This is a genomic window from Nonomuraea sp. NPDC050404, assembly GCF_040655495.1.
Classification (GTDB): domain Bacteria; phylum Actinomycetota; class Actinomycetes; order Streptosporangiales; family Streptosporangiaceae; genus Nonomuraea.
In genome coordinates, this window is the sequence record NZ_JBFAKB010000007.1 from 46,153 (window position 1) to 58,056 (window position 11,904).

Genomic DNA, 11,904 nt, shown 5'->3' on the forward strand with positions numbered 1-11,904 from the left:
CGTGAACGACCCCCACTCCACCCCGGCTCATTTCGGCCTGACCGGACAGCGCATCATCGTGACCGGCGGATCCCGCGGGCTCGGAGAGCAGATCGTGCGACGCCTCGTCGCCGAAGGCTGCCAGGTGGCGACCTGCGCGCGCGGCCAGGAACGCCTCGACCAGCTGGCGGCTCAGCTACCGGAACACGCCCTGTTCACCAGGACCCTGGACGTGACCGCCGCCCCGCTGCTACACGAGTTCGTCGCCGAGGTCGCCGGCCATTTCGGCGGCCTGGACGGTGTCGTGGCGTGCGCCGGCGGCGCCCGAGGCGGCATGCTCGATTCGGCGACCCCCCAGGATTGGACGACGACCTGGGAACTCAACGTCGGCCATACCGCTCAGCTCATCGCAGCGGCCGCGCCCCACCTGCGCGCCGCAGGCGGCGGCTCGGCAGTGATCGTCTCATCAGTCTCCGGGTGGAAACCCGGCCCGCAAGCCCAGTACGGAGCGGCCAAAGCCGCCCAGATTCACCTGGCCACGTCGCTGGCCCGGGAACTCGGCGCGGACGGCATCCGGGTCAATGCCGTCTCCCCAGGCTCCATGCTCATTCCCGGCAAGCGCTGGGATCGCATGCGTACCGAAGAACCCGAAGAATTCGCCGCGTTCACCCGCGAATTCCCCGCCGGTCAGCTCGTCGACCCGGCCGAGGTCGCGGCGGTGGTGGCCTTCCTGCTCTCCGGCGCGGCCAGTGGCATATCGGGCGCGAACATCCCGGTGGACCGGGCACAGAACGCCCCCACCCCGGACGGATACTGACCTCAGGCCGCGCCAAGAACAGGACGGGCACGGCGCTCGAACTGGCGCACCAGCGGCTCAGCCCGATGCGCTTCCAACCGGCCCCGGAAGTCGCGCAGCGCCTGGACGGAACGTTCTGAATGGACCGTGTCCAGCAGGCCCAGCGCCGTCGTGGCGGAATCGATGGCCTGATCGAGACGATTCTGCTGCAGATGCGCGGTGGCCAGCACGGCCTGGCTGATGGCTCGGCGTCGGCGCCGGTCGGTGTTCGCGCGTACCGAGTCGTCGGCCAGGTGCTCGGCGCGCTGGGCGTCACCCAGGTCGCGGAAACAGTGCGCCGCCTCGGCCTCCAAGTAGTGGTGATCGAGGAACCGCACCCACGGCGACTCGTGCTCGGGCCCGACGCTCGTCTCCAAAGCGCGCTCGGCGGCGTTCAGCGACGCCGCAGCCTTCGCCGACTGGTTGAGGGCGGCATGGCCTCGGGCCGCCATGGCGTGTAGCCGCATCAAGCCCAGCGGGCTGCCCGCCTGCTTGGCCGTGACCAGACCGCTGCGGGCGAGTGCCACTCCCTCATCGGGCCGGCCCAGGCTGGTGGCCAGGTGCGACAACCCGGCCAGGATCTGCCCGCCCAGCACCCGATCGCCGCCTTCGGCGCACAGCCGCAACGCCTGAATCATGTACCGCTCGGCGAGCCCGTACTCAGCCGAGTCGTACGAACTCCAGCCGGCCATCGCGGAGAGCTTCGCCGCCGCGGTGAACAACTCTCTGCGCTGGTTCTCCATCGTGCCGGAGCGGTGCAGCAGGGGGACGACTTCGGCGCTGAGGTAGTGCACCACGCTGGTACGTACTTGCCCGCCACCGAACCGGTTGTCCATCTCGTCGAACATCGCGATCATCGCGTACACGCGCTCGACCGGACCGCCACTGGTGACCGCGGTCAGATGCGTCGCCTGATCGTCCTCAAGCAGCCACAACAGCCAGCGGCGCTGGGGATCCACCAAAGCTGCGGCGACGAAGGGCACGGCGCCCAGGGCCTGGCGGCGAGAGAGATCGGTGGAGCTGAGTTCGGCCAGAGTACGCAGCGTTTCACCCACCTCCTCACCATAAGCGAGTGAACGCGTCGCAACCGGGCTCCGCAGCTCCTCCAGGAAACCGATTTCCGACAGGGAAAGAGAACGCCCGAGGCGTTCACCGAGCGCAGCGGCTATGAACTCCGGCACCTGACCGCGCGGCTGCATGCCCTGTATCCATCGGGTGACAGATGCCTTGTCATAGCGCGTCACGATGCCCTGGCGGCCCGTGAGTTCGTTCACCCGGTTCGCCAGCGCACCATGAGAGCAGCCCGATTCCGCAAGCACCACTGCCAACGCCGTGTTGCCGCCCAGGAGCGCTCCGTCGCCGTCCATGCCTTGATAGTGCACGCATGAGCAGCCCGTGTCCTCCTCCCAGAGCAAGCTCGATACCGATTACAACCCTGCGTGCCACCGCACAACCCCTTCACAGGCCCGAGGGAGGTGGAGCAATTCGGTTCGCCAATCGTGCGGGCGACAACGAAGCCGTCGTAAAGTTCCTGGGAGTCCCTCTGCTCGTCATGGATGCCGTGATCCTCAACGTCTGGGGCAGCCGGGGGTATAGCAGGCTGGCCCGCTTACGCCGACTTTCACGATGCTCGAGGCGTTTAGGTGGTGTTGTTTGACCTAGGGCGCTGCCCGGACCGGGATTTGCCTCGCCCGCAGTAAGGGCATTCACCACAGGCTCTGGTGACGAGGGAGCGTATGAACGGTTCGCTCGTGCGTACGGGAGCGAGGCCACCGCGTGCGCCGGGTTCGAGACGCTGAGGAGTGTCCGGGCGTTCCGGATGACGAGCCTGGGCACCCAGGTTGTCACCGAGAACCGTGCGCGGCACGAGGAGGTCATGTTGCGGGTTTGACGTGCAGGTGTGCCGCGCTGGTGCGGTGAACGCCCGTCCCGCAGCGTCAGACCCCCTGCAGGGCTCGGCTATGGTGAGCGAACTCTGCAGAAGGTTGCTGCCGCGACAGGTTGCCCTGGTCCTGGGACGATGTGCGTGGTTGATCAACTGAAGAGACGATGGCATGCGACGTTGCGCAGCCGGGAGTCACTCTTGTGAGGCGGGAACAACTCGTCGCACCTCATGGCGATCAGTGACCGGCTCTCGTCCGATTCGAAAAGGCCGGGTGCGGGCAGGCCTAGGTCTCTTGGTGCGCGCTTGGCCCTGGGGATCGACCGGGGAGTGTGGCGGTCACCAGCAGGATCGGCAAGCGGTCGTGGGCGTGCGAGTTTGTGGCGGCCGTGCGGCTCATTGATGGGTGTGCGGTTTCTGGTCGCCCTCATCTGCTCGACATAGACCGTGCGCACGCCTCGTCCTTCGGTCCTGCTGCGGGGACGGGCCGGCGCCACCAGCGCTAGGGAGGAAGAGCGCCACGGCAGAGAGGCCGTAGCAAGACCTTGGTCGGTGACGTCTCGCGCAGTGTCCACGGCGTGAAGCGAGGCGCCCTGCTGGTCGCCGGGCCTGTTCCCCACATCGCCGTATGCGGCGGCTGTGCTGGTGGTTACGACGATGGCGGCGGTACCCGCTAGCAGTCCAAGCTGGGCGCCCAGTCGCCGGCGCGATGCCCCTGGTTGTTCGCCGTTTTCAGGCATTCCCGACTCCCCAATCCTCTTGATCGCTACGTTGCGTAGCGTATCTGTGGCGCTTCGGGTGTTCTGCGGGTTTGGATCTTCCCTCGACAATTCCTGGCGTTACATTTCCGGGGGTTCGCTGGAGCGGCTGTGCCCTCGCAAGAGGCTTCTCCGGCGGGAAGTGGCCTCTTCGTCTGCAGGCGCTTCGCACGAAGGATTGCGCAACGCGTCAGATGGTCGAAGCGGCGTGATGCTCGCTTTCGCCTTTACCGAGAGTGCGCCTCGAATGTGCAGAGATGAGCTGTTGGCGAAGAGCGGCCTAGTCTCAAGAAGCTTACTGATGGGATACCAGGCAAAGCGAAGTAGCTTACGGTAGCTTGAAGATTGCTTTGCGTCACCAAGATAGCTGGAGCGATCGTGCGTATGCCTCTGCTGATCACCGGTGCCGGTCTTTGCGCCGGCCTCGTTCTGACAGCCATCCCGGCTCAGGGAGCTGCCCGGCCGAATTCGGTCGTCCTTACCGTCACGGCGCATGGGAGCAGCAGTCTGAAGATGGTCACCCTACGGTGTCCAGGCCTGACAAGGGGGCATCCGTACGGTGAGGTCGTGTGCGCCGTCATCGATGCCGTTGAGGGGGACTTCGATCGTCTTCCCGGCGACCCGGGGCGCCGGTGCAGCGAGAAGCGAGACCCGGTCGCAGCGACGATGTACGGCATGTGGCGGAACCGGACGATCGGCTGGCAGAAGACCTTCCCCAACGCCTGTGCGCTCACCGCCGAAACGGGTCCGATTTTCCGCTTCTGAGGAGGAACCCCGGGCTCGTCGCCATCGGTCCCAAGGCAACAGTCAGGGAGGGCCCGCGCGCACAGAGTGCCGCATGACCTCAACTTTTGTGGTTTGTATTCCATTTCCGGGGCATGCCACATAGGCCGTGGTGGTAAATCGGCTGACGTGCCGACCCTCTGGAGAAGCCTGGCGCTTCAGGGATCTATTCCCAGCGACCGGAAGAGACATTCTGGAACTCTAAGTCGTATTGTCATCACGGGCGTTCTGGCGGCGGCCGTGATGGATGGCTCGAGTGTGGCTTTGGCTAGGACTGAGCCATATTGTCCGCCGGTTCCAGAGGAAACGCACCAGATGATCGATATGGATAAACTGTGCGCGTTGGTACACCGGGATGTGGCTGAAGGACGCGGGCTTTCCCAGATCGGTGATCGGTTGGCAGAGTCTCAGCGTGTGCCTGCGGGAACAGCGTCCTCTCCGAGGCCACGAGTGCGTTCGACGCCGAAGCCTTCGGCCCCCAGGCAGAGACCACCCAGGCCTGCGCCCGCCGAGCGCGCAGATCGAGAGGAAGCCAGGCCGCGCCGGTGGCGTGAGGCTGAGCCACGAACGGAGCAGCCCTCGCAACCGGCCTCGGGCCGGCGTCGTAGTGCCAGGAGCGCCGATCGTCGGCCTGGTCACGACCACGACATGCGGTCGCCACGACATCGTGCTGAACCTCGTCCGCCCTCTTCACCGTTGCCCTCTCCCTCTCCCTCTCCCTCTCCCTCTCCCTCTCCCTCTCCCTCTCGATCTCCATCTCCATCTCCTCCGTCTTCTTCACCTGCGGCGACCGGCAGTGAAAGCCCTGCGACGTGGCAGCGCGCGGCAGGTTCGTCCGATGCACAGGCGCGGCTTGCCTCTTCGCTGGTGTTCGGGCTGGTGGTCATGCTGCTCGGCGCCGCGCTGATCCTCCGTCGACGTCGTCAGCCGGGAATACCCGTCGCTGCTTCTACGGGCATCGTTACCGACCGACGTCCTGATGAGGTACCAGAGGGCGATGCGGCGATGGTGGCCCCTGCGCAGGTGCCTGTGATCGACTACGCCATGGCTGGCCTCGCGGCCGGTACGACCGAGAAGGCGGAAGTCGTTTTGCCTGGGCTGAGCGAGGCGGAGGCAGAGACCGGTGAGGCGGACGTCGTTGACCCAGGGGACACGGCGCCGGCTTCTCCGCCTGCGCAGCTGGTGGAGCCGGGATTCGTATCGGAGCCGGGCAAGGGGAAGGCGGAGGTGCTCGGAGCGCTGCGGCTGTCGTATGGCGGGGTGGAGGTCTCATTCGGCCGTGCGGTGGCGTCCGACTTGTTCGCTTTGTTGTCGACCTCACCCGAGGGACTGTTGGCAGAGAGCATCATCGAAACCCTGTGGCCGGGCGATGACGAGCGGGGCGCTCGCGCGCTGGAGTCGGGGGTTCGGCAGCTCAACCAGGTGATGCGGCAGGCGTCCGGTCTTGCGGCGAGCGTGAAGTTCGTGGTGAAGACGCGGCAGCGGCGTCACTTGGCGTCCGCCTACTTCGATGTGGACTATTGGCGATTCGAGAGGGCCTTCATCCGGGCGAACAGCACGGGGGAGGAACCGGATCGGCTTGTTGCGCTGCAGGAGATGCTGACCCTGTATCAGGGGCCGTTGCTGGCCGGGCGAGATGCTCTATGGATCCTCCCGCTGCGGCAGGCCGCTCAGCGGCAGGCGGTCGATGCGGCCGAGCGGCTGGCCGAGCTGGTACGCGAGGGCGACCCGGATCGGGCGTTGGACGTATTGCGGTTGGCAGTGGAGCGCATCGACCCGTACAGCGAGTTGTTGTGGTGTCAGCTGATCACGATCCAGGGGGAGCTGGGCCGGACTTCAGCGGTACGGCGCTCGTTCGGGCTGTTGCAGGAGCGATTGGCGGAGATCGACGAGGCCCCGAGCGGTGAGGTCCGCCAAGTGTGTGAGCGGTTCCTCTGCTAGCCGGCCGCGGTGTGTTGAAGGGGGCGGCGCGGTCCTGGTCAGGGTCTTATCTGGTTCCTCGGTGGAGGATGTGCTGGTCGCGCGGGGTGTAGGTGGCGATCATGGCGGTGGTGAGCAGACGGACGGGCTGGGTGCCGTAGATGCGGGCCAGGAGGTGCAGGGTGTGGACGGAGGGGCGCCGTCCCGCCTTGGGCCATGCTTCGTGTTCATAGAGGCGCGTTTCGCGGAGTCCGGCGCCGGTGGTGTCGGCGAGGTGATGGAAGGCGCTGACCGTTTGGGCGGCGGTGAGGCCGGCGGCGTAGCGGTAGAGACGGAGTGGAGTGGCGGGATGGTCGAGCGCGAGGATGATGGCGATCTGGTCGATGGTGAAGCTGTGCTGGCGCAGATAGCGGCTGCGGCGGCGGCAGTCGAGCAGCGTCTGGTAGCCGGTGCCGGGCATGGGCAAGGTTCCCTTTCTCGATCAGCGCGTGATGGCGCGTGATTCCCCGGGTGTCCGGGGGTTGGGGGACGGTAGGCCGGCTTCGGGGAGGGGCTCCAGTTTCTGCGTGGGGTGATCGTCGGAGGTGGTGGCGGGCCTGTGCTGGTGGTGTGGGCGGCGTTGGTGCTGGTTGGGGCGGTGCCGGGGGCGGGTTGCGGGTTGGGGGTGTGATTCGGGCGGGGAGGTGAGTGATCGTGCTGGTCGCTTCCGGATGGGCCGGGGCGTGATCGGAAAGGGATCGCCAGCATGGATGAGCGCATGCCGCACTTCTCGGGTGAGCCGAGCCGCCTTCCCGCCTCGTGGATGTCCGGGCAGCCGGTGGGGGAGGAGTTCCCGGATCTGGCGCCGGGAGTGGTGATGTCGAGCTTCGGTTCGCGGCCGGTGTGGGGTGGGATGGCGTGGCGGCGTGCGTTCGTGGGGCGGGGGGATCAGTCGGCTGCCGCGCGTCGCATGGTGGGCCGGGTGCTGGCCGACACCGGCCGGAAGGACGACGCGGAGTGGGTGATGGCCGAGCTGATCAGCAACGTGTTGCGCCATTCGCTGTCGGGGCGGGCCGGGGGATTCTTCGTGGTGGAGGTGTTGCGCGGCGCCCAGGTGGCGCGGCTGGTGGTGTATGACCTGGGCGGTGGGTCGGTTCCGGATTTCTCGCAGACGCCGGGCTCGCTGTCGGCGCTGGCCGAGCAGGGGCGGGGGCTGGCCGGGGTCGCTGCGCTGGCGCTCCGGTTCGGCGTGGCGGGCGATGTGAGCAGCGGTCATGCGGTGTGGGTGGATCTGGCCTTTCCCGGGGAGGTGGCGCTGGCGGGTACTGCCAGCGATGCGGCAGGTGCCATCGGGTGGGAGGCGCAGCCGGACCGCTCGTCCAGCGTGATGCCGGTAAATTTCGGGGAGGCCGCAGCCGGGGCGGGGCGTGTGGTCGCCAAAGTCCCGGCGGGCTGCGACAGAACCGCCGGTGATCTACCCGCTGGCCTCATGGACACCTCGTCGGCCTCGAGTGGACCGGGTGCTGGCGCCCGGGACGGGGGCGATGGCCGGGACTCTTCCGGGCCTCGTGTGAGAGGGCTGCTGGAGCAGGAACCGGCTCGAGTGTCGGCGTTCGGCCAGGAGCCATGGGCGCGGCGGGCGCTGGCTGGGCTGCGTCGGGACTGGCCGCATTGGGGTTTTCTGGTGGTGGAGCATCGGTGGCTTGCGATACGCGGCCCTCAGGTCATGGTCAGCGCGACCGGTCCGGAGGAGCTGCGTCGAGCGTTGCCGCCGATGTCGCGCAAGTTCGGTTCGGCCGAGCCCGGATCGTCCCCCACAGGCTTGCGCGGGCCCAACACGAGGGAGCCGGACCCGGCTGCGCCGACGGTGCCCGGGCTGCTCGGGACGCGGTCGGATACGGGCCGTGCGGGGCCGAGAACACCGCCGTCACCGCCGTCACCGCCGCCACTGCCACCGGCGGCATCAGGGGCGGATGCGGGTGGGGTGCGCGGCGGTGATGGTGCCGGGCCGGGGCTGAGCGGCCCGACGGCGGCGGGTGCGCCGCCGTCGGGGGCATTGGCCACCGAACGGTCGGGGACGGGAACGTGGGCGGTTGTCACCGCTGATCCGGTGCGGGTGGCTTGGTGGCTGCCCGGGGTGCCGCGGTGGCCTTGGGCCAGGGCCAGGGCCAGGGGCGGTTCGCGGGCAACAGCGGAAGCCTTTACTCATCCGGCCGGGGCGCCTGGTGAGGGTAGAGGCCCTCGTCATCGCCAGGTCCGATCGAAGTCCACGGCGGTGGCCACGTTCGTTGCCGCCTGAGACGTGGGGCAGCCGGGCATGGTCCGGGGTGCCACACCGTCACGGGAGCGAGCTTGACAGGTGGGGTCCAGGTGGGTGTCGATGTATCCGTCCGGCACGGCCGGGGACGCCGGAGGCGTGGGTGAAGGGTCGGCTCTGGTGGGGAGTGGCGGACCTCGTCGCCTGGGACGTGAGGTGGTTGCCGAGCCCGTGCGTGGTGTCGCGTTGGCTGTTGCGGGTGCATGCGCGGGGCGTTGTTCGGTGTTGTGTTAGGTGTCGCGTTTTGTTGTCGCGTTCGGTGTCGTGGCTGAGAGCGCGACGCCTCGTGGTGTGCCGTCTGCTCAGGTCAGGCGGGTTTCGGCTGTTGCGATGGCCGCCCCGAGTCGCCTTAAGGCGAGTCCTTGAATATGTGTGCGGGTTCGTTGGCGGGCTGCCGGCTTGCTTTTCTCTCGGTGTGCTCCCTGCCGGTGGTCGCTTACCGTCCGTCGTACTGGTGTTCAAGCTTTTGCTGATGGCTGGTGCTGGTGGCCGGCCTCTGGCGGTGGCTTGTGGGGGAAGGCCTCGGTGAGCAGGATCCGCCCGCCGCCCGCCGCCCGCCGCCCGCCGCCCGCCGCCCGCCGCCCGCATGATCGCGTGGTCGTGCGTGATGGGGCGCTGTACGCGGGCATGGGTGGGCCCCGGTACCGCTGTTGGGCGGTTCCGGGGTCGTTCCCTTGCCGGGGGCCGGTTGCTAGGCCGGGGCGTGTGTGTCGTTCATGTCGGCCGCGCGTGTGGCGTCCGTGATGGCGGTGGTGTTGTCCTGGCCAGGGTCGAAGTCGCCGAGGCTGCCGGTCAGGTAGGTGGCGATGGCGTCATAGTCCGGGTGGTGTCCGGGGCCGCCGGTGGTGCCGTCGGCGTGCGGGTGGTGGACGCTGAGGTTGATCATGTGCTCGTGGGTGCAAATTTCGAGGAGTGCGTCGTCGTCGCGGTCATGGCGGGTGATGACGGGCTGGGTGTGGTCGTCGTGCCACATGAGGGCCCAGCCGGGGCCGTGGGCGGCCAACGCGCGGACGTCGGCCGGTTCCACGGTGATGTAGCGGGGGGTTTCGGGAAAGCCGGTGTCGTGGGCGTGGCGGTAGCCGGTGGCGGTGTGTGGGGGGAGGCCTCCGGCGGCGGCGATCAGGGCGGCGACAGCGGCGGGCGGCGTTTGGCGGGGCACGGTCACCGTGAACATGGGCACGCTGCGGCCGCCGGGGTGGGGGCCGGTGATGGTGATCGTGATGGGTGCGGTTGAGTCGGTGGCGTACGGCATGGTGATCGATGCGGTCGCGCCGGTGGGGGTGATCCGGTAGTCGGTGGTGATGTGGCGGCCGTCGGCGTCGGGGCGGCTGGCCTGGTGGCGATGGATGCCGTGGGGGCGTAGCGCGGTGGTGTAAGGGCCGGTGGCGGCCGTCATGCGGGTGGTGTGCGGCCATTGCCGCAGGCGGATACGGGCACGGCCGGTGATGACGGCGGCGACGGTGACCGCGATGGCGGCGGGGCCGTCCGGTTGGTCGTGCCGAGCGTACTGATCGTGGATAGCGGTGAACCCGGCGTGGTCGATGATCTCGAAAACGTCCCCATGGTCAGCCAGCTCGGTGGGGGCGGCGAACACGTCGTGTCCGTCCCACATGAGCGCCCATCCGGGGCCGTAGGCGGCCAGGCCGCGTAGGTGTGCGGTGTCCACCGTGATGTCGTCGGCGGCCATCGTGGGTGCCATGCGGTTTCCCTTCCGTTCCCCGGCGCGTCACCCCGGGTCGTTATTCGGCGGCGATTCACCGCCTAATTCCATGGACGCTCCATTGCGCATCAATGTCAACCCGGACGCTCATTAATATCTGAGATTCCGCAACCGGGAATCGGGCATTCGGGGGTCGTTCGCCGTCGTTCGGTGAAATGCGTGAAGAGTCGGGCCGGCCGCGTATGTCAAGCTGAAACAGCGGTCCCTCATTGAGATGTTTCCGCAGATCAACGATCGTTTATGAGGGTAGCCTCTCCAGCCGTTCCGGTGACGGAAAATGTTCCCGGATCGGCTTGCCAGTCGTTATCAATGCGAGGGATGGTCGTCGCACAAACAAAAACACCGGCCCGGAACAGGGCCGGGAAACGCGACCGGAAAGGGACATGCGCCATGGCTATCACTACGCCGGAAAACACCGGCACCGAAAACATTCCCGCTGACACCGACGCCGCCATCAATAACGCGGATGCCGCCGTCCCGGCCCCCGCCGCCGGGCCCCTGACCGCCCCTGACCGCCACGGCACCGCCGCCCCGAACACCGGCCCCACGGTGGGCACCGATACCCGTACGGAGGCGGTGTGGGCGGCGCTGAACGCCGAGCCGGGCGCGACCGCCACGGCGATCGGCGCGGCGGCCGGGCTCAGCCGGATGGTCACGGGCAAGATCCTCAACCAACTCGACGCCGAAGGTCGGGCCCGCCGCGAGCCGGGGACGAACGACGGTCAGACGCGGGGCCGCGCCGCTGACCGGTGGTACCCGATCACCACCGACACCACCGCCCCGGACACCTCCGCCTCGGACACCCCGGATGCCGAAACGCCGGGCACCGCGCCCGCCGCGCCGGACGCTGATGCCCCCGACGCTGACACCTCGCAGGGTGACCCCGTAGAAGCATCGGAGGAGGAGACGCTTCCGGCCGACAGCGGCACGGCCGCCCCCACCCCGGTGGCCGCGCCGAGCGACGAAGAGGAGGCGCATGATCAGCCGGAGGAGCTGACCGGCGACGAAGCGTCCGATGAGGGTCCGGACCAGACCCACGTCCCGGTCCCCGGCGCTGACCCGTCCGAGCCTGTGTCCGACCCTGTGTCCGAGTCGGTGTCTGGGCCGGTGGTGGATGATCCGGCGTGGGCGCGGGTGCGGGCCGAACTGGCGGAACTGACCGACCTGCTCGGCGGGGTCGCCCTGGCCAAAGACGACGGTAACGACGTGATGGCGTTGGGGTGCCTGGAGATGGCGATGGCCAGGATCGCCTCGGTGCACCGTGACGCGCGCGCGGTGCTGACCGGTATCGACGCCGCCCCGGCCCGCGCCGTGCCGGGGGCCCGCCCGGGCGGCGCCAGCGGCGGCGTCGGGAGCGGGGTACGGCCGGGGGCGTTGCGGGACCGGGTGTACGCGCACCTGATCGAGTACCCGGGCAAGGACTTCACCCCGTACGAGATCGGCAAGGTGCTGGACGCCTCGTCCGGTGCGGTGGCCAACGCGTTGGACCGGCTGGTCAACCTCGGACACGCGGAGCTGACCTGTGAGCGGCCCCGCCGGTTCGCCCTCACCCCCACGGAGACCGCCACCGCGACCCGCGCAGATGCCCGCGACACGGCGGTAGGTGAGCCCGGCAACACGGTCCCCGACGGCTACGACGACTGAATCAGGGCGTACGGGCGGGCCGCCCTGCCACCGGCCCGCCCGGACCCCGTAGGCCGGTAGGCCGCCCTACCGATGCCCGCAGCAGCC

The 11,904-nt window shown here is 68.5% G+C and carries 9 protein-coding genes; 5 read left to right on the forward strand and 4 right to left on the reverse strand.

Annotated features, from left to right (window positions below; genetic code table 11):
• Position 1 precedes the first annotated feature (1 nt).
• On the forward strand, positions 2-796 hold the full coding sequence (locus AB0I81_RS20325; protein ID WP_360658716.1) for an SDR family oxidoreductase: 795 nt from the start codon (positions 2-4) through the stop codon (positions 794-796).
• 2 nt (positions 797-798) lie between these two features.
• Here AB0I81_RS20325 and AB0I81_RS20330 read toward each other — a convergent pair whose 3' ends face one another.
• Positions 799-2,181, reverse strand: coding sequence for a hypothetical protein (locus AB0I81_RS20330; protein WP_360658717.1), 1,383 nt, complete (start codon positions 2,179-2,181; stop codon positions 799-801).
• A 1,657-nt stretch (positions 2,182-3,838) separates the two neighbouring features.
• Here AB0I81_RS20330 and AB0I81_RS20335 point away from each other — a divergent pair.
• Complete coding sequence (locus AB0I81_RS20335) at positions 3,839-4,219, forward strand: SSI family serine proteinase inhibitor (RefSeq protein ID WP_360658719.1); 381 nt, start codon at positions 3,839-3,841, stop codon at positions 4,217-4,219.
• Between the two features lie 286 nt (positions 4,220-4,505).
• Here AB0I81_RS20335 and AB0I81_RS20340 read toward each other — a convergent pair whose 3' ends face one another.
• A complete protein-coding gene (locus tag AB0I81_RS20340) occupies positions 4,506-5,018 on the reverse strand; it encodes a hypothetical protein (protein WP_360658721.1) in 513 nt (170 codons plus the stop codon).
• A gap of 86 nt (positions 5,019-5,104) precedes the next feature.
• On the opposite strand from AB0I81_RS20340, the gene AB0I81_RS20345 reads away from it, so the two are divergent.
• Positions 5,105-6,178 (forward strand): bacterial transcriptional activator domain-containing protein, encoded by a 1,074-nt coding sequence (locus tag AB0I81_RS20345; RefSeq protein WP_360658723.1) that lies wholly within the window; start codon positions 5,105-5,107, stop codon positions 6,176-6,178.
• A 46-nt stretch (positions 6,179-6,224) separates the two neighbouring features.
• Here AB0I81_RS20345 and AB0I81_RS20350 read toward each other — a convergent pair whose 3' ends face one another.
• Positions 6,225-6,617 (reverse strand): hypothetical protein, encoded by a 393-nt coding sequence (locus tag AB0I81_RS20350; RefSeq protein ID WP_360658725.1) that lies wholly within the window; start codon positions 6,615-6,617, stop codon positions 6,225-6,227.
• A gap of 285 nt (positions 6,618-6,902) precedes the next feature.
• On the opposite strand from AB0I81_RS20350, the gene AB0I81_RS20355 reads away from it, so the two are divergent.
• Positions 6,903-8,435 carry a hypothetical protein gene (locus tag AB0I81_RS20355; protein ID WP_360658727.1) on the forward strand — a complete coding sequence of 511 codons (1,533 nt, stop codon included), beginning with the start codon at positions 6,903-6,905 and terminating at the stop codon, positions 8,433-8,435.
• A 709-nt stretch (positions 8,436-9,144) separates the two neighbouring features.
• Here the strand turns inward: AB0I81_RS20355 and AB0I81_RS20360 are convergent.
• Positions 9,145-10,152 carry a hypothetical protein gene (locus AB0I81_RS20360; protein ID WP_360658729.1) on the reverse strand — a complete coding sequence of 336 codons (1,008 nt, stop codon included), beginning with the start codon at positions 10,150-10,152 and terminating at the stop codon, positions 9,145-9,147.
• A 411-nt stretch (positions 10,153-10,563) separates the two neighbouring features.
• Here AB0I81_RS20360 and AB0I81_RS20365 point away from each other — a divergent pair, with 411 nt between their 5' ends.
• Complete coding sequence (locus tag AB0I81_RS20365; RefSeq protein ID WP_360658731.1) at positions 10,564-11,817, forward strand: hypothetical protein; 1,254 nt, start codon at positions 10,564-10,566, stop codon at positions 11,815-11,817.
• Positions 11,818-11,904: the final 87 nt, after the last annotated feature.